This is a genomic window from Arthrobacter sp. AQ5-05 (assembly GCF_003287975.1).
Lineage (GTDB): Bacteria > Actinomycetota > Actinomycetes > Actinomycetales > Micrococcaceae > Paeniglutamicibacter.
On sequence record NZ_QMKQ01000036.1, the window covers coordinates 1 to 19,546 of the forward strand.

The window sequence follows — 19,546 nt, forward strand, 5'->3', positions numbered from 1 at the left end:
GCGCCTCCACGGCGAAATCGGATACATCCCACCCGTGGAAGCAGAAACCAATTACTACTCAAACCTGCCCGCCATCAAAACGATGGAACGGGTCTAATAAACCCTCCACCAAACCCGGGGCTTGACAATCCCCACCTATTTCTTCCGCAGCACCTTCGAACTCGGCCAAGGCGCCGCGGCGGAGGTCGGCGACATCATTGGCGACGTCATCCACGACGACGCCTTGGCAGTCTGGATCAACGGCACAAAGGTTGCCGGATTCCTTGACGATCGTGCCACCGGCACCAAGAATCAGGAGTATGCCGGCACCAGCAACGGCGACCCGGTGGCCAATACCTTCCACGCCGATCCCGAGCTTTTGGTGGATGGCACCAACACCGTGGCCATTGCCCTCTACCAGGACCGCGAGACCAGCTCGGACATCTACCTCGATGTCCCCTCGATCCGCCTGGCCAAGGTCGGCGAAACCGTTGCCGCACCACCCACGCGCGTCATCCTGACACCCACCACCACGCCAGAAACCTCCCAGTCCTTCTCCTGGCTCGCCGGAGACGCCTCGCAGGCCAGCGGCCAGCTGCAGATCCGTCTGGCCGCAGGTGGCCAAACCCGCAGCGTGGATGCATACCTGGCCGGCACGGTGAACAACAACCCGAAGCCGCACTACTCGGCCACGGTCGAGGGCTTGTCCCCCGCGACCGCCTACAGCTACCGGGTGGGGCTTGAGGGAAGCTGGAGCGAATGGCACGAATTCTCCACCGCCGACCCCAAGTCCAAGGACTTCCAGTTCATCTACTACGGGGATGCACAGATCGGCCTGGATTCAACCTGGCCAGAGGTCGTGCGCCAGGCCGAGGCCAAGGCACCGAACTCCATCGGCTCTGTCCACGCCGGCGACCTGATCGACACCGGCAGCAACGAGACCCAGTGGCTCAATTGGTTCTCCGGCATGGCCAAGTCCGCGGCAACCACCAACGTCATGGCCGCCCCCGGAAACCACGAATACTCCGGCGACAAGAAGCTTGCCGCATGGAAGGCCAACTTCGAATACCCCCACAACAACCCGGACACCGAGACCATCGGCGCCATGGCGGAGCTCGCCGAAGGCGACACCGACGTGGCACGCCAGTATGCCGCCTACTTTGCCCACTGGGCCGAGTTCGCTGCCGAGACCGTGTACTTCACCGACTACCAGGACACTCGCTTCATCACCATCAATGCCACCCGCGACACCGCGTTCCTGACCCCGGACAACCTTCCTGCCTGCGCCGGCACCGAGTGCCCCTCCACCAAGGTCGCCCGCCTCTGGACCGAATTCCAGGGCGCCTGGCTTGATCACGTGCTGGAAACCAGCGAATCCAAGTGGAACGTCGTCACCTTCCACCAGCCGGTCTTCTCCACCTCGGCGGGGCGCAACGAGCCGATCCTGCGCGAGGTCTGGGTCCCGGTCTTCGAAAAGCACAACATCGATCTGGTCCTCATGGGCCACGACCACACCTACGCCCGCGGCTACGTCAATGCCAATGCAACAGACACCGAGGGACTGACCACCGGACCGGTCTACACCGTGGCCAACTCCGGGGCCAAGCACTACAACCTGGAAACGGACGGGAAAAACGTCTGGACCAACAACGGCGCCACCCAGGTGCTGCGCGGTGCCGGCGTGACCACCTACCAGGTCATCGACGTCTCCAAGGACAAGATGGTCTACCGCTCCTACATTGCCGAGAAAACCTCCAAGGCCACCACCGACCTGCCGGTCGGCGCTCTCTACGACGAGTTCACCATCACCAAGACCGACAAGGGCTCCAAGTGGGTCACCGAGGCAGGCATGGAGCCTCCCGCCACCCACGCATGCCTGGAGAACCGCTCCGAGAATGCCGGAACCAACAACGGGAAGGGCGCCGAGAAGCGCAACCCGAACGGCGACTCCACCAGCGGCAACAATGCAAACCGCCCGCTGTGTGCCATCGGGGGCAAGTAGAACCCGCTTGATCCGACTCGCTGGCCAGCAACTCCCCCATACTCGTGGGAGCCATCGGACCGGCGAACGCCTTCCGCAATAACCACGTAGCAGCTTAAGCCAAGGATCGCCCGACCTCACGGTCGGGCGATCCTTGGCTTGTGGGCAATAATCCGCTTCAGATAAGCCCGAGCTCTGCGAAAGCCGAGGCGATCCCGTCGCGGCTGGGCGGCGGCGCGGTGCGGTCGGCCAGGGCCAGCAGACCGGGATGCGAGCCCTCGATGGCAACGCCGATCCCCGCATAGGCAATCATTTCCAGGTCGTTCTCCCCATCACCAAATGCAATGGTGTCCCCCTGGCTGATGCCCAGGCGTTCAATGGCCACGGCGACGCCGTCGGCCTTGCTGATGCCCCGCCGGAACAACTCCCCCGTATGGCGGCCTTCGTCGGCAATGGAGTTCTCGACGACGGCGACATCCTCGCCGATCTCGGCCGCAATGCTTCCCACCGGAAGCGGTGCCTCGAACACGGAGATCTTGGCGAAGGACGGCGACGCGGGGACCGGCGACAGGGAACCCACGATTGCCGAGGAGCCAGCAGCCCGGCCGTCGGGGCGTTGGTTGAAGTGCGCCTCGACGATTTCCCGCAACCGTTCTTCCGCGGCACGGGGAACGTGGAGTGAATCCGGGGATTCCAGGACGTAGACCGCGTCGTGGGCGTCGAGGGCCGCAAGTGTCCGTGCCGCCATCTCGTCCGGGAACCGGCGGTCCATGAGCACCTCGCCGGCCACCTCAACGTAGGCGCCGGCACTGGCCACCAGTCCGTCGAATCCGGCCTCCAGGATGTGTGCCGGAAGCATGGAAAGGGGACGCCCGGTGCAGAGCAGGATCTTGTGCCCATCCGCGCGTGCCGTGCGGACCGCTTGCGTGTGGGCTTCCGGGACCACCCCGTAATCGGCATAGGTGCCGTCGACATCGAGGAAGACGGCGTGAATGGTCTTGGCGGGAGTTTGGGACATGGCGTGCATATCCACAGACTCTACCGGCCTCCGGCGCACGTGTCTCAACCCTCTCGCCCCCGGTCGCTTGCCCGCTTTTCGGCTTGGCAGCGCGGGCTGCGGCGTTACCTGCCGCGGCGTTACCGGCCGCGACGCGGCATCACCTACATGGACAAGACATCGGCCCCGTTCTTCGAGCTGAGGCACCGGGCATAGAACTCGATGCGCTCGCGGACCATGCACCGGGCGCTGAATTGCGTCTCGGTGGCCGCGCGGCAATCCGCGCGCCGCAGCTCCAGGCACCGGGCCAGGGCCCCGGCCAGTGCCCTGGGGTGTCGCGGATGAAGCCGGTGGCCCCGTCCTCCACGATCTCCGGCGCCGCGCCGCGCGGGGTGCTGATTACCGGGGTGCCGGTGGCCATGGCCTCGATCATCACCATCCCGAAGGGCTCGGACCATTGGATCGGTTTCAGCAGCGCGATCGCGCCGCCCAGCAGCGTGTACTTATCCTGGGGCCCCACCCCGCCCACGCACTCGATGTCCCCGCCCAGCTCGGGGCCGACCACGTCACGGAAGTACTCCAGCTCCTCGGCGTTTTGCATCTTGGCCGCGATCCGCAGCGGGACCCCGGCCCGGCGCGCGACCCGGATCGCCGTGAGCACGCCCTTGTCCGGGTGCATCCGCCCCAGGAAGCAGGCACAGCCTCCGTCCCCGGCTCCCACGGTTGCCTAGTCTTCGAAGTGCGTGCCCACGGGTCGGCTGGTGGTGGAGGCGACGACCGCCTCGGCCACGTGGCGCAGCTTGATGTTCCTGGAGCTGGAGGCCCATTTCAGGATCTCGACCGCACGTTCCTGGCTGCACTTGTTCTGGCCCATGATGATGCCCACCGCGAGGTCGATGGTGGTGCGGGATTCCAGCGCCAGCCGCAGGTTTTCCTCGTTGTCTCGGTGCCGGGCCATCCGCACGGCCAGGTTCAGCAGGGCCGAGGCCTGGAGGGCGTATTGCTCCACTTGTTCAACGATGCGCTCATCGAAGGCGTTGGTTTCCATGGAATAGAGATTGATTGCGGCCGTGTCCTCGGATTCCAGGGTGAACGGCACCGCGAACATTGAACGGACCCCCGTGGCCTTGATCGTCTCGACGTATTCGGGCCAGCGGACCTCCCGCTCGATTTCGGGGATGCGTATGGTCCGGTTCAGGCTGCATGCATTCAGGCAAGGACCTTCGCCAAAGTCGTACTGGATCTCGTCAAGTTCCTGGGCCAGCGCGCTGTTGCTGGCAACGGTTCCGGCACGCTTGTGCCGGCGCAGGGTGATGCCGCAAAGGGCCGGTCCTTGGCCGTTGTCCAGCGCGTTCGCGCTCAAATGCGTCAAGGCATTGAGAAACGACTCGAGATCATGCGTTTCAGCCAAGAGGTCCCGAATGAATTCATTGACCGCGGTCATTTCCGTACTTCTAACTCTCGGCGTTGCCCTTCGCCCGGAACCGGGACCCCTGGTCGCGGGGAAACCGTGTGCCTGGAACGACGGCCAACGCTTGGACCCCAAGCGGGAGGAACAACAGAATTGCCATTTCACCATCTATCCCAAGGCTACTTCCCTTTCGCCGGTTGGCAAGGGGGGCTCCGGCGGAACCCGGGCAACAGGCTCGCGAAACGGGCCTCCGGGCCGCCGCGCAGCGGCCCGTGTCCCCGCGCTCGGGGAGCGCGACTGCCCCCGGGTCGCGGATTCGGCACTGCTCGATGCGAAAGACGCGACACCGGCGAGGGCATGGGAAGGCCCTGGGAACTCGACTGGATCGACCAGCTGCCGGCCCACGTGGCCAACCGCACCGGAAGGGCGGTCTTCGACGTGGACCTGCACACCATCGGGAGCGTGAGCGTGGAGGGGTGCCGGGAGTGGCGTTGCTCGGTGGACAAGCTGCCGGACGGCGAATTCATCGGCCTGCACTTCGTGCGGAAGGAAAGCGGCTGGGCCACCGCGCCGCCGCTTCCGGAAATGTCCTGGCGCAGCGCGGACTCCTCGGAGAAGAACTTCAAGCACATCCCGCTGAACCACCCCGAGCCCTGAGCACCGCATGGATCCGCGCTGGCGGGAAGCGTGCGCGGGCCCCGTACGCGCAAAGCAGTTTGCCCCGACCGGCTTCGGCGAATTCTAGGAGTCGTTGCAACACCTGGTGGCTAGGCTGCCAACAGTAGTCCACGCAGGCGCTCGGTTGGGGTATCCCAGCCGAGCGTTTTGCGTGGGCGTCCGTTGAGCAGCCTGCTGACCCGTTCGAGTTCCTCGGGGCCGTGGGCGCCGAGGTCGGTGCCCTTGGGGAAGTACTGGCGCAGCAGCCCGTTTGTGTTCTCGTTGGATCCGCGCTGCCAGGGGCTGGCCGGGTCGCAGAAATAGACGTCCATGTCGGTGGCGATGCTGAAGGCCTTGTGCGTGGCCATCTCGGCGCCCTGGTCCCAGGTCAGGGACCCCCGGAGCAGCCCGGGCAGCCCGCCCATGGTCTTGATCAGCCCGTCGCGGACGGTGGCGGCGGTGTGGTCGCCCTCGAGGTGCACGAGCATCACGTAGCGGGTGGTCCGCTCGACCAGGGTCGCGATCGCGGACTGGTTCAGCGTCCCGGCGATGTAGGGTCGGGCCGGAGCGCGACACCGGGATTGCTCCCGGCTCGTTTCTCCGACCCGCCCTCCGCACCGGACGTGCGACTCTCATCGCATCCGGCGCTCCACGGATAGCCACTCAGGCCATGCTGGCCGCCCACGGCGTCGGGATATTGTGCGCCCGCCACCGATACCGGGTGACCGGTACCGTCGCGGTGTCGAACATCGTGATTCCCTCGGCCTGCGGCTGGTTTCCGGGCCTTCCTGTCAGAAAGCGCCGGAACAGTTCCCGCCATGTAATGCCGGGGTGTCGTTTGCGGATCCATTGGGTCACCCGATGCCAAATAAACGCATCAAGGTAGCCGAAGGTCGCCTTGGATACCCCATGGCGGAAATAGTTGCACCAGCCACGCACGACCGCGTTCAGGCGGCCGAGCAGGACGTCCAACGAAGGATGCTTCGCTCGACGTGTCAGTGCCCGCACCTTCCCGAGAATCGTCAACAAGGACTTCTTCGACGGGTAGGTGTAGACACTCATCTTTTGGGTTCCGTTCTTCAGTCTTCGCTGGATGTGAAAACCAAGAAAGTCGAACCCCTCATCAACATGGCATACCCGGGACTTGGGCACGGAGATCTTCAACCCCAACGGGGCAATGACCTCCGCAACCTCATCCCAGAGGGCCTCCGCATGGGCTTGGGTGCCAAGGACCATGATCACAAAATCATCCGCGTAGCGGATGATTCGGTACGTGGCCCCGCCCCGTTTCCGGTGGGCTTCCCTGCGATACGGGGTGCCATGGGCATCCCATTTGTCGCAGAAATGCTTGTCCAAGACCGTCAAGGCGATATTGGCCAGAAGCGGGGAAATGATCCCTCCCTGCGGGGTCCCGGTGTTGGATTTTCGGATCTTCCCCTCGGCGGACATGATGCCCGCCTTGAGGAACTTCCCGATCAGGCTCAGCACGCGCTTGTCCGTGACGCGCTTACGCACCTCGGCGATGACCGCCGAGTGCTTAAGCTCGTCAAAACACGCCTCAATATCTGCCTCGAACACCCAGTGGTAATTGCGGGTGGCCATGGCATGAATTTCGGCTATCGCATCCTGCGCCCGACGCTTCGGACGGAAACCGTAACTGACCGGTTTGAAGTCCGCCTCGAAGATCGGTTCCAACACCAACGCCAGAGATGCCTGAACCACCCGGTCCCTTGCAGTGGGGATGCCAAGGCGGCGGAGTTTCGTGCTGTTCGGCTTGGGAATCAAACGTTCCCTCACCGGCAACGGGACAAAGGCCCGAGACTTCAGTAGCTCCCTGACCTCCTCCAGAAACTCCACGCTTTCGGCACCAACACCGATCAGGGCCGGAATGCGCCGGTCAACACCGGCAGTTCGGGCACCCTTGTTTCCCTTGACCCGGCCCCACGCAACGGTGAGGAAATCCCGGTCATGGACGAGGTTGAACACATCGTCAAAAAGACGGTCAGGATCGCTGACCGCCCAATGGTGCAGTTTCGTCTGCATCGCACGTACCCGCAGGCTCGCCTCATCGAAGTCGAGCCATCGCGGTTCACCGGTATTCACCAATGCCTCCGTTCCTTGCAGTAGCTACTGCGTCATATCCGCTGGGGCCCTTCGCCATGTACGAGGCTTTCCCCCGTTCGGACTACTACGGCCCCTCCGCCCCATCGTGCGCCGATCGGCGGACAACACGCCCACCCGAAACCATGGCCCTGGATGGGCCCACGATCACGGGAGATGCACGATGGTTCCCACGTTCACTGTTTACCGATTGGCTGGTTAGGTGCCCAGCTATGCCCCTGCGATATCGCCACGGCTACGCCGCAGGCCTTCACCGTGGCCTCGAATGCCAACGATCTTAACCGGCATCCGAGTTCCCACCCCGTAATGAGGGGGTGGTGCGCATCGCAGGCCAGCCCATATCCACCGAATTTGAGCTGGCGGGAGACTTGAGAAGCTTTTAGCACTGGTTCCTCTCGTACACCTTCCTGCCTTGCTTGCCGGACCCGACCCATTCGGTAGTGCTGGTCCGTCCCGGCGTTGTCGGGGCTGCTTTCCGCCCTTCCCGGTGTTTCCTCGGGTTAGACTGCCCCCAGCTTCGTCATGCTGCTGCGACAGCACAACGGCGAAGGTCTTCCACCTCCGCTCGGTAAAACAGCGCCTCGTGGCGCACCAAATCCCCTTCCCAATGCCCCGGGACTGCGCGGTCTTCGACCTCGGCGGGGCGCTCGGAAATGTTGACCATCTCATCGCGGAACCGGCTGGTGCGCTTTTCCGGGTCCGTGTGCGGCTTGCGGCGGGCGCGGCCGGTGCGCAGCGCCGCTGCAACCTCGCGCCTGAGGCCGCCGCGGGCCTGCAGGTAGAGCGCTTGGTAGATCGTTTCGTGGCACACGTGGAACTCCAGCCTGTCGGGGAGCAGTTTCCTGAGCCGGTTGCTGATTTGCTCCGGTGACCAGCCTAGGAGCAGCTTCGCCCCCACGTATTTCCGCAAGGTTCCCTCGCAGGCGAGCCTGCTGGTCTTGGGCCGTGGCCGGCGGCCGGCCGCGGCGCGGTGCGCGGCGTACGGCTGGTAGCCGTTCGGGCCGGTGTTGCGGGCGATCTCCCGGCTCACCGTCGAGACCGGCCGGCCCAGTGCCCTGGCGATGGCCCGCATCGAGGAGCCGGCCGCCAGCAGGTCGCGGATCTGCTCGCGTTCGGGCAGGGAGAGATAGCGGTCGCTGATTGGCTTCTCCAGCGCGGCAAGCCCCGGGAACGGGGTTGCGAAGGCCGAGCCGTCGACGGAATTGTAGGTAGTCACCCCTTGTTTGTAGTCGATGACCCGACCATCCGCGTAATAACGTCGGCTGCCGACCTTGCGGTTGCCGTTGTCCCAGTCCTCTGCCGTGCGTTCATGAACCCCCGCTAAGGCGGCAGCCTCCCGGCGAGACAGTCCGCTGCCGCGCAGCCTGAGGAATTCCTCCCGCTTCCCTGCATGCGGCCCAATCGTCGCTATGCCGGCCTTGTACGCCCATTGGAAACACGTTCCCACGGGCATGCCGACCTCGCGAGCCGCCACCGAAACGCTCCCCACCCGATCCAGGGCGGTGAAGAATCCGTCCTTTTGGTCCTGGGTGTATTTGGTCTTCTTCTTGCCCTTGCTGCCACTGGCCGGGGACGTGGATTCCGGGGTGAGTTCGCGGGCCCACTGGTAGCACTTGCTCAGGCTGAACCCGAGCTCTGTGGCCGCCGCGGATATGTTCCCGGTCCGGTCCAGGACCACCAGGAATCGCTCGCGATCCTCGGAGGAGTACTTCCGGGGACCTGAATGATTCTGGTCGGTTGGTGATTTCTTCGTTAAAGGCGACACGGTCGTTGCAACTCCCAAGGATCTGGGTGTTGCAACGACCGCTAGAATCTGCCCTTCTGGGCCGATCGGGGCAAACTGTCATCAACTACCTATAGGCAGTCGCTCGCTTTGGCGTGAACCTTAGCGTGCGACCGAGCCTTCGGTGTAGTCGTCGCTGGTCTTCCAAGAGAAGAGCTTGCGCAGTTCGCGGCCGGTCTCCTCGATCGGGTGCTCCTCGCCCTTCTTGCGCAGTGCCATGAACTCCGGCGCGCCGGCATCCTGGTCCTCGATGAAGCGCTTGGCGAAGTTGCCGTTCTGGATGTCGGCGAGAACTGCCTTCATGTTCTCCTTGACGTCCGGGGTGATCACGCGCGGGCCCGAGACGTAGTCGCCGTACTCTGCGGTGTCCGAGACGCTCCAGCGCTGCTTGGCGATGCCGCCCTCCCACATCAGGTCCACGATGAGCTTGAGCTCGTGCAGCACCTCGAAGTAGGCGATCTCCGGCTTGTAGCCGGCTTCGGTCAGGGTCTCGAAGCCGTACTGGATCAGCTGCGAGGCGCCGCCGCAGAGGACTGCCTGCTCGCCGAAGAGGTCGGTTTCGGTCTCTTCGGTGAAGGTGGTCTCGATGACGCCGGCGCGGGTGCCGCCGATGGCCTTGGCGTAGGACAGGGCCAGGGTCTTGGCGCCGCCGGTGAAGTCCTGCTCCACTGCGATCAAATCCGGGATGCCGCGGCCGGCTTCGAATTCGCGGCGCACGGTGTGGCCCGGTGCCTTCGGGGCGACCAGGGCAACGTCGACGTTGGCCGGCGGGGTGATGTAGCCGTAGCGGATGTTGAAGCCGTGGCCGAAGAACAGGGCGTCGCCCGGCTGCAGGTTGGCTTCGATGTCGTCCTTGTAGACGTGGCGCTGGACCTGGTCCGGGGTCAGGATCATGATCAGGTCGGCTTCGGCAACGGCCTCGGCGACGGAAAGGACGCGCAGGCCCTCGGCCTCGGCCTTGGCGATCGACTTGGAGCCGGCCTTCAGGCCGACGCGCACGTCCACGCCGGAGTCGCGCAGGTTCAGTGCGTGGGCGTGGCCCTGGGAGCCGTAGCCGATGATGGCGACGGTGCGGCCCTGGATGATCGAGAGGTCAACATCGTCGTCGTAGTACATGTCAGTCACTGTGGTGTCTCCTTGGTATCAGTGTAAAGATTTTATGCGTATCAGGCAGAGACGGAGCGCAGGGCGCGGTCCGACATCGATTTGGAGCCGCGTCCAACGGCAAGGGTGCCCGCCTGGACGATCTCGCGGATGCCGAAGGGCTCCAGCACCGCCAGCAGCGCGTGGATCTTCTCGGCGTTGCCGGTGGCCTCGATGATGAGCGAGTCGGTTGACACGTCCACCACGGAGGCACGGAAGAGGTCTGCAGCCTGGGTGACCTGCAGGCGGGTGGCCGCATCGGCGCGCACCTTGACCAGGATATGGTCACGCTGCACCGAAGCCTCGGGCATCAATTCAACGATCTTGATGACGTTGATGAGTTTGTTCAGCTGCTTGGTGACCTGCTCGAGCAGGTCGCCCTCGGCGTCGACGACCACGGTGATCCGGGAAATCCCGCTGATCTCCGTGGGGCCAACGGCCAGCGAGTGGATGTTGAAGGCGCGGCGGGCAAAAAGGCTTGCCACGCGCGTCAGCACGCCCGGGACGTCTTCGACGAGTACGGAAAGAGTGTGTCGTGCCATGGGATTTCTAGTCCTCTTCTTCCCACTCGGGCGTCATGCCGCGAGCAATCTGGATCAGGTCGTTGCTCACGCCGGTGGGGACCATCGGCCAGACCATCGAGTCGCGGGATACCACGAAGTCGATGACGACCGGGCGGTCGTTGATGGCCAGGGCCTGCTGAATCGTCGCGTCGATGTCCTCGTCGCGTTCGCAACGCAGGCCAACACAACCATAGGCGTCGGCGAGCTTCACGAAGTCCGGGACGCGCGCGGTGCCTGCCCCGGTGTTCAGGTCGGTGTTGGAGTAGCGCGAGTTGTAGAACAGGGTCTGCCACTGGCGGACCATGCCCAGCGAGGAGTTGTTGATGATCGCGACCTTGATCGGGATGTTGTTGATCACGCAGGTGGCCAGTTCCTGGTTGGTCATCTGGAAGCAGCCGTCGCCGTCAATGGCCCAGACCACGCGGTCGGGGTTGCCGACCTTCGCGCCCATGGCCGCCGGGACCGAGTAGCCCATGGTGCCCAGTCCGCCGGAGTTCAGCCAGGAGGCGGGACGCTCGTACTTGATGAACTGCGCGGCCCACATCTGGTGCTGGCCCACGCCCGCGACGTACACGGCCTCGGGGCCGGTGAGCTCGCCGATCCGCTGGATCACGTGCTGCGGGGCGGAGAGCCCGTCCTGGGTCGGGGTGAAGCCGATCGGGTAGGTCTCGCGCAGCCGTCCGATGGTGTTCCACCAGGCCGACAGGTCCGGGGCGCCGCCCTCGGTGAAGCGGGTGCGGCAGGCCTCGGTGAGCTCCGGGATGATTTCCTTGACCGAACCGACGATCGGGATGTCCGCGGTGCGGTTCTTGGAGATCTCCGCCGGGTCGATGTCCGCGTGGATGACCTTGGCGTTGGGCGCGAAGGTGTGCAGCACGCCGGTGACCCGGTCATCGAAGCGGGCACCGAGGGTGATCAGCAGGTCCGACTGCTGCAGCGCGGTGACCGCGGAGACCGCGCCGTGCATGCCGGGCATGCCCACGTGCAGCTCGTGGGAGTCCGGGAACGCGCCGCGGGCCTGCAGGGTGGTGACCACCGGGGCGCCGACCAGCTCGGCGAATTCCTTCAGCTCGGCCGCGGCGTGCGCCTTGATGACGCCGCCGCCGACGTAGAAGACCGGGCGGGAGGAGGCTGCGATCAGCTTGGCGGCCTCGCGGACCTGCTTGTTGTGCCCGCGCACCACGGTCTTGTAGCCGGGCAAATCGATCTTCGGCGGCCAGGAGAACATCATCTTGGACTGCTGGGCGTCCTTGGTGATGTCCACCAGCACCGGGCCGGGACGGCCCGTGGCGGCGATGTGGAATGCCGAGGCAAGGATCCGCGGGATGTCCTCGGCCTTGGTGACCAGGAAGGAGTGCTTGGTGATGGGCATGGTGATGCCCACGATGTCGGCCTCCTGGAAGGCGTCCGAGCCGATGAAGGCGCTGTGCACCTGGCCGGTGATGGCAACCATGGGGACCGAGTCCATGTGCGCGTCGGCAATGGAGGTGACCAGGTTGGTGGCTCCGGGTCCGGAGGTGGCGATGCAGACGCCGACCTCGCCGGTGACCATGGCGTAGCCCTGGGCCGCGTGGCCCGAGCCCTGTTCGTGGCGGACCAGGATGTGGTTGATCTTGGTCGAATCCATGAGCGAGTCGTAGGTGGGCATGATGGCCCCGCCCGGCAACCCGAAGACGTCCTTGACGCCCAATTCTTCCAGTGAGCGCACAATGGCTTGTGAGCCAAGCATCTCGGTGGGAGCGATGATGTTGTTCGGGCCCTGGACCAGGCTCGACGCTTCCACGACGGAAGAGACAGTGGCATCCTTGCTACGGTTGGCGGGTTTGGCCGGCAGCCCGGGGCTGGCGGTGGTTCCGTTACTCATGGGGATATATCCTTCTCTATCTCTTCTAACCCTGCACATAAAAAAACCCCAAAGGCACCTTGCGGCGAATGGGGTTTGCGCGTCACCGAAGCCCTCCAGGTTGTGGAGGGACTCAAGCTCAGCGCTTGATAACTAGTAGTACGGTGCGGTTGTGCATGCATCCAGTTTGGTCGCCGCCGCATCCGGAGTCAAACACCAACACCCACAATCTCACTATTTGAGACTGTTGTCCGATGGGTGGACGCCTTGGCGGCTTCCACCCATCGCTCCAAGGCCTATTGCCTAGCCACAGTATGCTCCGGTCGAAGCGGACTTGACCAGCTTGGCGTACTTGGCCAGCACGCCGGTGGTGAACTTGGCCGGCAACGGCTCCCAGCCCACCTTGCGGGCCTCGAGCTCCTCCGGCTCGACCAAGAGGTCGAAGGAGCGGGCGGCGATGTCCACGCGGATCTTGTCGCCGTCCTTGACGAAGGCGATCGGGCCGCCGTCGACGGCCTCGGGGGCCACGTGGCCGATGCACAGGCCGGTGGTGCCTCCGGAGAAGCGCCCGTCGGTCAGCAGCAGCACGTCCTTGCCCAGGCCCGCGCCCTTGATGGCGCCGGTGATGGCAAGCATCTCCCGCATGCCCGGTCCGCCCTTGGGGCCCTCGTAGCGGATGACCACCACGTCCCCTGCCTTGATGGCGCCGGCATCCAGCGCGGCCAGCGCGCCCTGCTCGCGGTCGAAGACCCGTGCGGTGCCCTCGAAGACGTCGGCGTCGAAGCCGGCGGACTTCACGACGGCGCCCTCGGGTGCCATCGTGCCGTGCAGCACGGTGATGCCGCCGGTCTTGTGGATCGGGTTGTCCAGTGCGCGCAGGATCTTGCCGTCGACATCCGGCGGGTTGATCTCCGCGAGGTTCTCGGCAACGGTCTTGCCGGTGACGGTCAGGCAGTCCCCGTGCAGCAGGCCGGCATCCAGCAGGGCCTTCATGATCACCGGCACGCCGCCGATCTTGTCCACGTCGGTCATGACGTAGCGGCCGAAGGGCTTCAGGTCCCCCAGGTGCGGGATCTTGTCGCCGATGCGGTTGAAGTCCGCAAGGGTCAAGTCGACCTCGGCCTCGCGGGCGATGGCCAGCAGGTGGAGCACGGCGTTGGTGGAACCGCCGAAGGCCATGGTCACGGCAATGGCGTTCTCGAAGGCCTTCTTGGTCATGATGTCGCGGGCCGTGATGCCCAGGCGCAGCAGGTTGACCACTGCCTCGCCGGAGGCGCGGGCGAACATGTCGCGGCGGCGGTCGGCCGAGGGCGGGGCTGCGGAGCCCGGAAGACTCATGCCCAAGGCCTCGCCGATGCAGGCCATGGTGTTGGCGGTGTACATGCCGCCGCAGGCGCCCTCGCCGGGGCAGATCGCCTTTTCGATGCGGGTCAGGTCCTCGAGGCTCATCTTGCCGGCGGCGCATGCCCCCACGGCTTCGAAGGCGTCAATCAGGGTGACTTCCTTTTCGGACCCGTCCTCCAACTTGACCCAGCCGGGCATGATCGAACCGGCGTACAGGAACACCGAGGCCAAATCCAGGCGGGCAGCTGCCATCAGCATGCCGGGCAGCGACTTGTCGCAGCCGGCCAGCAGCACGGAGCCGTCAATGCGCTCGGCCTGCATGACGACCTCGACCGAGTCGGCAATGACCTCGCGGGAGACCAGCGAGAAGTGCATGCCCTCGTGGCCCATCGAGATGCCGTCGGAGACGGAGATGGTGCCGAACTGCATGGGGAACCCGCCACCTGCGTGGACGCCTTCCTTGGCGCCGGCGGCCAGTCGGTTCAGCGAAAGGTTGCACGGGGTGATTTCATTCCACGAGCTCGCCACTCCGATCTGGGGCTTGGCGAAGTCGTCATCGCCCATGCCCACGGCGCGGAACATCCCGCGCGCCGGGGCGGCGTGGATGCCGTCCGTGACCACTCGGCTGCGAGGTTTAATATCTGGGGCAGTGTCCTGGCTCATGCCCTTGATTCTAGGGCTGGCAGGCACCGACACCGAACCCGTGACGGCAACCCGACATATTTGGCCCCGCGGATACAAGACATATGTTCGAAACATCCCATTGGCTAGAGTGGGTGGCATGGAGACACTCAACGTTGAATCCAGTGACGATATCCTCAAGCAGCTTTTGCACGAGGCCTTCGATGCTCAAATCCCCAACTTCGGCAGCTACAACCTGGTGGCAGCCGCGGGCACGTCCGGCTCCGCGGGACTCAAGGTGATCGGCTTCCGCCGGGAACCTGCCGAACTCATCTTGTGCCCGCTGAACCCCAGGACCCTGTGCCCTTCCGAGCGCGCGGTGTCGGTGAACAACACCAATGTCTCGCACGTGGCCTTGGTGCGCGACGGAGGCTACGAGGTGGGCACCAGCACCGGACGCGTCTATCGCTTCAACGTCCCGGCCCTGCTGTCGCTGAACATCCCGGGGGCCGAGGGCCCGGCGGCCTGCGGCCTGCTGGCCCAGCACGACGATGCGGCCGACTTCGCGGACTTCATGGACGGTTTCATGGACCGCCTTGACCCCGCGGTCGAAGCACCGCAGTAGTTTCGAACATCCAACAAGCCCTTGATTGATGCCTTGGCCTCCGCGATTGCGGGAGCCAGGGCATTTGTTTTCACTGCCGCTGCCCGCGTCGCGATCCTTCGCGGGGAACCTGCGCCGGCAATTCCAGCCCCCCGGCTCCCCCGCGGGCGCCATCCTCGATCGCGCCAGATGCATTCCCTAGAAAAGGCGTCGCCGGCAAGTTCCCACGCAGAGCTCGCCAACGGGCAACGGACGCTGTGCATCGGTGCGCCCTTGTCTCACCCACCCGGGAAGCATAGGTTTGTTCCATAGATCTTTGTTCCCACCAGGTATTGCCCCACCCGATCGCGGCGGCAAAACCGCAAGAGAAACGGGGAAGAACATGGGTAACGAATCATTGCAGCCGGAGGCCACCAACGGGCCCGCACCATCGCCCGCCCCCGCGGCACCGGTCGGCGGAACACGAGCAGCCGTCATTTGGACGTCCACGGTGGTCGCGGTCGCGGTCTTGATTCTTCTGGTCATTTTCATGGTGCAGAACCAAGATCAAGTCGCCGTCTATTTCCTGGGGTTCCAGGGACAGCTGGCACTTGGCGTGGCCATGCTCATTGCCGCTGTCGGCGGCGCCGTCGTGGTGTCGATCGCCGGTGCGGTGCGCATCATCCAGCTGCGGGCCCGCGCCCACACCGCCAACAAGGCCCGAGCCAAAAACGGTCCATAGACCTTGGACCGACGACCTGTTCCCGAGAAGCAAAAGATCACGCCACAAGGAAAGGATCTGACGTGTCTGACCTCGAAAAGCAAATGAAATCCATCCAGGACCACCTGGCGCTCTGGGCGCGAAAGGCGAAGAAGGATTACCCGGAACAGCTGGAGCATTCGGTGCGCAGCGCCGTGGACCGGCTGGATCCAGCCGCGCTGGCCCACGCTTCGGAGGAGGTGATTGCCACCGTGACGGGCAACCGAAAAACGGCCCGCCGCGCACGCAAGGCGATCGAGAAGTCTCTGGTCAACGCCAAGCGCAAGGCCGGAACCCGGCATCGGGGCAAGGGCAGGGCCCTGACATGCCTGGCCATCCTCGCCGCCGTCGGCGTTCTTGTCGCGGTGGCAGTACGAAGGGCATCGCACGGAAGCGAGCCGGTGGCCTACCGCGGGTCGAAGCCGGCACCCGGGAATGATGCCACTGCGGATTCCGACGAAAAACACTAGAAGCAATCCGGAGGACCGCCGCCAAAGTCGATGGCCTTGGCAGCGGTCGTCGGTGCGCTTGGCAGTTGCCGCTTCTGGCCCGCTCCGCACGCCGCCACCCAGTCCGGGAACGAACCATGCGGCGCGTAGGTTACCGCACGGTATAACCGTCTTGGCTTGGACATGCCGCAATTGACTTTGGCTTCTCGTTTAGTTGATAGCTATCGAATAACGACCGTCATTGTGCACCACAAGGGCAACACAAACAAGCCAAGATAACGATTAACTAAAAAGCTGGCCATTGGAATGTTTATGCCTGTAGTCTCGCAACAAGCATCGCCACCATGATGCTGAAACTGCACCTTCATCCGAACGGAGAAAAGTCATGGGTTTCATTGGTTGGATCATCCTGGGCCTCATTGCCGGCGCCATCGCCAAGGCCATCAAGCCGGGCGAGCAGGGTGGCGGCTGGATTGCCACGTTGATTCTGGGCGTGGTCGGGGCCGTCCTGGGCGGCTGGATCGGGTCGGCGATCTTCGATGTGGGGATCAGTAGCTTCTGGTCGCTGTCCACTTGGCTCCTGGCCATCGGCGGCGCACTGATCGTCCTGGTTATTTGGGGCTTCCTCACGCGCAAGAAGGCCTAAACCCAGGCAAAGCTGGCGGTGGGTGCCTCGGTTTTCAACCGGGGCACCCACCGCCATTTGTCTTCTAACTGCCGAGCGGCGGGTTGCGATCTTGCCCCGCAGCACGGCTCGCAGTTCAGCCCCGCGGTCGCTCCACGAGGTTTTCGCCAAGCTCACCCTGGGCCCACGCGACCATCTGCCGTTTGAGCAACGCGGTCATCCGCGGCAGGAAGGCCTCGGTGTTCCCGCCGTTGTGCGGAACGATCAGCGCATTGGGCAACTGCCAGATCGGGTGGTCGGCCGGAAGCGGCTCGGGGTCAAAGACATCCGACGCGCAGCGCAGCCGTCCGGTCTTGAGCTCGGCAACCAGCGCATCGGTGTCCACGACCGGGCCACGGGCGACATTCACGATGACCGCATCATCGGGCAGTGCGGCCAGCAGCTCGGCGTCGACCAGGTGGTGGGTGCCGGCATTGTGCGGGACGATCAGGATCAGCACCTCGATGTCCTTGGCGTGATCCAGCAGGTTGTCGACCGCGAGGATTTCCCCGTGCTCATCGGTGCGGGCGCGCGTGCCGAAGCGGCTCAGCTCGACCTCGAAGGGATCAAGCCGCTTGCGGATCTCCTCGCCGATTCCCCCGACGCCCACGATGGCGACCTTGCGGTCGGCCAGGCCGGGCCAGCGGGTCGGGTTCCAGTGGCTGGCCGCCTGGTCGCGGACCGACTCCCCGAGGCCGCGCAACGAGGCGATGGCAAGGCCCACGGCCAGCTCGGCCGTCGAGGCCGCGTGCACGCCGGCCGCGGTGGCCACGGAAACGCCGGGACCGGCCAGGTCGTGCACGCCGTCATATCCGGTGGTCTGCGTCTGGACCAGCTTCAGGTTCCTGGCCCGCCTGATTCCCTGCAGCATCGAGAAGTTCGCCATGTATGGAAACACCGCAACGTCGATCTCGTCCAGCTCCACACCCACCGGATCCCCTTCGATGTCCCAGATGCCGGCCACGAGGCCTTCGGGCAACGGGCCAACGGCCTCGAGCAGTTGGGTGCTGGGAAAGGTCACAACGCGAATCGGCTTCATGCCCCCAGCGTAGGTCGCCGTAATGGGCCGACCCAAGGACGAAACGCTGCATGGACATAAATGCGTGCGCATATGACGCGGCACCGCCGCCGGCATCCGGAACCTTGCAACGACCCAACTCAAGACGATATTTGTGACGTCAATCGCAAACCATCGTTTCGGTTTGCATTCGGCCGGCAAGCTGGTAGAGTTTCATGTCGTTGCAGAGCGCGGGAGCCACGAACTCCCAGCGAAACAACAGCCGCACCTCTAGCTCAATTGGCAGAGCAATTGACTCTTAATCAATGGGTTTCGGGTTCAAGTCCCGAGGGGTGCACAGTCAAGAAGGCCCGGTTTGCCAAAGCGAACCGGGCCTTCTGCTTTCCCCGGAACCCGCACGAGGCATCCGCGGCACGCTCGTTGAACGCGTCCGCCGGACCGACCGAGTGAGAAATTGGTCCAGAATTCAGTGGACCGGCGAGAAACCAGTCGCGGAACCTCGGCTGTTTGGGACGATGCCCCGAATGACGCTTCGAGAACGGTCCTGCGACAGGGCCCCAGCGAAGGTCAAGTAGTCCGACGGCCAGGCAGCGCCACTGGTATTGACGGTCGGCCATTCCACCCGGCATGTAAACCTAGGTGATTCTGCTGCTGCGTTCGAACGGGGTCACCGAACTGGTTGATGTGTGGCCATTTCCGCGCCTGTGGAAGTCCCCGCGATGGAACCAGCCGGCGGCTCGAGAGGCTCGGCCCGGCCGGCACGGATTCCCTCAGCGGTGGATGGCTGGTCAGGGCCTTCGGTGGCCAGTCCGTTTGCTTGGCCCGCCGGTTCGCTCGCTTCCGGGCGCTCGGAACCCGTGGGCCTCGCCAACAACCCGGTGCCGGCAATCTTGCGCGGTGAAGCGGTCCCGTGGCGCTGCTGCCGGCGAATGCCCACCGGCTCCCTGGTTGCCGCTGAGGTCTACGTCCCGGTCACCAGCTCGCCCACCTCGATCCGATGGCGGAACCGACGACCCTCGCCAAGATGCACGACGGGACGATCAGCCATCCCGCATCCGACGAAGGAAGTGAATGGATCTGGCGGAGGAACTCCGCGCAATGTATCAATCCCTGCGGATGCCATGACAGGCTGCGGCAGGATTGGAAGGTTGACGGGCCTGGGTGCGCACGCTGGTCCGGTCGCCTTGTTGCACGGCTCGACGACGGCGTGCCGTGGCGGCGGGTCTTGCCTTCCGATGGAACTCCGGCAACGTGCGACGACTGAGGCGCGGGAGTTGCCCGGGGCCAAAGGCAATCCGTTGCGTGCGGATCGCATCGACACTGAGAAGATTCGCGTCGATGAAACTCCCGGGGATAATTAGCCGCAGGAGCGAAGCGGTTCCGACGGCGCTTCCGATCCTGCGGCAGGACTGCAAGCGGTTCGGGATTCGGCCTCTCGCGTTGGTGCATACCGCGTTTCCACGGTTGCGGCCTCGACATCAATCCCGAACCCGTTGCAACGCCCCTGCTCCCGGCACCGTATCGAAGCCATCCGTGCAGGCCGCTGCAGATCCCCAAACCCGCAACGGCCCACAGCCCCCTCAACTTCACCTTCGCGCTTCATGCTGGTGGCCTCCCACCAGCGTGCGG

15 protein-coding genes, 1 tRNA gene and 2 pseudogenes are annotated in these 19,546 nt (G+C 64.6%); 7 read left to right on the top strand and 11 right to left on the bottom strand.

Annotation, left to right across the window (positions count from 1 at the left end; translation table 11 throughout):
• The first annotated feature begins 121 nt into the window (after window positions 1–121).
• The gene (locus DQ353_RS18990) at window positions 122–1,981 is read left to right on the top strand and encodes a purple acid phosphatase family protein (RefSeq protein ID WP_113764756.1); all 1,860 of its coding nucleotides are present in this window, start codon (window positions 122–124) and stop codon (window positions 1,979–1,981) included.
• A gap of 157 nt (window positions 1,982–2,138) precedes the next feature.
• On the opposite strand, the gene DQ353_RS18995 is transcribed toward DQ353_RS18990, so the two are convergent.
• From DQ353_RS18995 to DQ353_RS19005, 3 genes are all read right to left on the bottom strand, one after another.
• On the bottom strand, window positions 2,139–2,978 hold the full coding sequence (locus DQ353_RS18995) for an HAD-IIB family hydrolase (RefSeq protein ID WP_181578503.1): 840 nt from the start codon (window positions 2,976–2,978) through the stop codon (window positions 2,139–2,141).
• A gap of 139 nt (window positions 2,979–3,117) precedes the next feature.
• Window positions 3,118–3,636: a glycosyltransferase gene (locus tag DQ353_RS19000; RefSeq protein ID WP_113764758.1), complete on the bottom strand. Its 519-nt coding sequence runs from the start codon at window positions 3,634–3,636 to the stop codon at window positions 3,118–3,120.
• Window positions 3,637–3,684: 48 nt separating this feature from the next.
• The gene (locus DQ353_RS19005; RefSeq protein ID WP_113764759.1) at window positions 3,685–4,401 is read right to left on the bottom strand and encodes a GAF and ANTAR domain-containing protein; all 717 of its coding nucleotides are present in this window, start codon (window positions 4,399–4,401) and stop codon (window positions 3,685–3,687) included.
• A gap of 324 nt (window positions 4,402–4,725) precedes the next feature.
• Between DQ353_RS19005 and DQ353_RS19010 the strand changes: the two genes are divergently transcribed.
• Window positions 4,726–5,025 carry a hypothetical protein gene (locus tag DQ353_RS19010; RefSeq protein ID WP_113764760.1) on the top strand — a complete coding sequence of 100 codons (300 nt, stop codon included), beginning with the start codon at window positions 4,726–4,728 and terminating at the stop codon, window positions 5,023–5,025.
• Window positions 5,026–5,135: 110 nt separating this feature from the next.
• Here the strand turns inward: DQ353_RS19010 and DQ353_RS19015 are convergent.
• The 7 genes and pseudogenes from DQ353_RS19015 to ilvD form a co-directional block, all read right to left on the bottom strand.
• Window positions 5,136–5,576, bottom strand: a pseudogene (locus DQ353_RS19015) (IS30 family transposase); the annotation flags it as partial.
• Window positions 5,577–5,688: 112 nt separating this feature from the next.
• Window positions 5,689–7,128, bottom strand: a complete 1,440-nt coding sequence (ltrA, locus tag DQ353_RS19020; RefSeq protein ID WP_286166920.1) for a group II intron reverse transcriptase/maturase — start codon at window positions 7,126–7,128, stop codon at window positions 5,689–5,691.
• A gap of 607 nt (window positions 7,129–7,735) precedes the next feature.
• A pseudogene (locus DQ353_RS22430) lies at window positions 7,736–8,494 on the bottom strand (IS30 family transposase); the annotation flags it as partial.
• A 537-nt stretch (window positions 8,495–9,031) separates the two neighbouring features.
• The gene (gene ilvC, locus DQ353_RS19030) at window positions 9,032–10,054 is read right to left on the bottom strand and encodes a ketol-acid reductoisomerase (RefSeq protein WP_181578504.1); all 1,023 of its coding nucleotides are present in this window, start codon (window positions 10,052–10,054) and stop codon (window positions 9,032–9,034) included.
• 41 nt (window positions 10,055–10,095) lie between these two features.
• Complete coding sequence (ilvN, locus tag DQ353_RS19035; RefSeq protein ID WP_113764763.1) at window positions 10,096–10,614, bottom strand: acetolactate synthase small subunit; 519 nt, start codon at window positions 10,612–10,614, stop codon at window positions 10,096–10,098.
• 7 nt (window positions 10,615–10,621) lie between these two features.
• Window positions 10,622–12,499 carry an acetolactate synthase large subunit gene (locus tag DQ353_RS19040; protein WP_113764764.1) on the bottom strand — a complete coding sequence of 626 codons (1,878 nt, stop codon included), beginning with the start codon at window positions 12,497–12,499 and terminating at the stop codon, window positions 10,622–10,624.
• Window positions 12,500–12,781: 282 nt separating this feature from the next.
• Window positions 12,782–14,485: a dihydroxy-acid dehydratase gene (ilvD, locus tag DQ353_RS19045; RefSeq protein WP_113764765.1), complete on the bottom strand. Its 1,704-nt coding sequence runs from the start codon at window positions 14,483–14,485 to the stop codon at window positions 12,782–12,784.
• A 118-nt stretch (window positions 14,486–14,603) separates the two neighbouring features.
• On the opposite strand from ilvD, the gene DQ353_RS19050 reads away from it, so the two are divergent.
• The 4 genes from DQ353_RS19050 (at window position 14,604) to DQ353_RS19065 (ending at window position 16,881) form a co-directional block, all read left to right on the top strand.
• A complete protein-coding gene (locus tag DQ353_RS19050) occupies window positions 14,604–15,068 on the top strand; it encodes a hypothetical protein (RefSeq protein ID WP_113764766.1) in 465 nt (154 codons plus the stop codon).
• Window positions 15,069–15,429: 361 nt separating this feature from the next.
• On the top strand, window positions 15,430–15,768 hold the full coding sequence (locus DQ353_RS19055; RefSeq protein WP_113764767.1) for a LapA family protein: 339 nt from the start codon (window positions 15,430–15,432) through the stop codon (window positions 15,766–15,768).
• A 62-nt stretch (window positions 15,769–15,830) separates the two neighbouring features.
• On the top strand, window positions 15,831–16,256 hold the full coding sequence (locus tag DQ353_RS19060; protein ID WP_146755339.1) for a hypothetical protein: 426 nt from the start codon (window positions 15,831–15,833) through the stop codon (window positions 16,254–16,256).
• 364 nt (window positions 16,257–16,620) lie between these two features.
• A complete protein-coding gene (locus DQ353_RS19065) occupies window positions 16,621–16,881 on the top strand; it encodes a GlsB/YeaQ/YmgE family stress response membrane protein (protein ID WP_113764769.1) in 261 nt (86 codons plus the stop codon).
• A 115-nt stretch (window positions 16,882–16,996) separates the two neighbouring features.
• On the opposite strand, the gene DQ353_RS19070 is transcribed toward DQ353_RS19065, so the two are convergent.
• A complete protein-coding gene (locus tag DQ353_RS19070; RefSeq protein ID WP_113764770.1) occupies window positions 16,997–17,938 on the bottom strand; it encodes a 2-hydroxyacid dehydrogenase in 942 nt (313 codons plus the stop codon).
• Window positions 17,939–18,181: 243 nt separating this feature from the next.
• Between DQ353_RS19070 and DQ353_RS19075 the strand changes: the two genes are divergently transcribed.
• Window positions 18,182–18,254: transfer RNA gene (locus tag DQ353_RS19075), tRNA-Lys, on the top strand.
• Window positions 18,255–19,546: the final 1,292 nt, after the last annotated feature.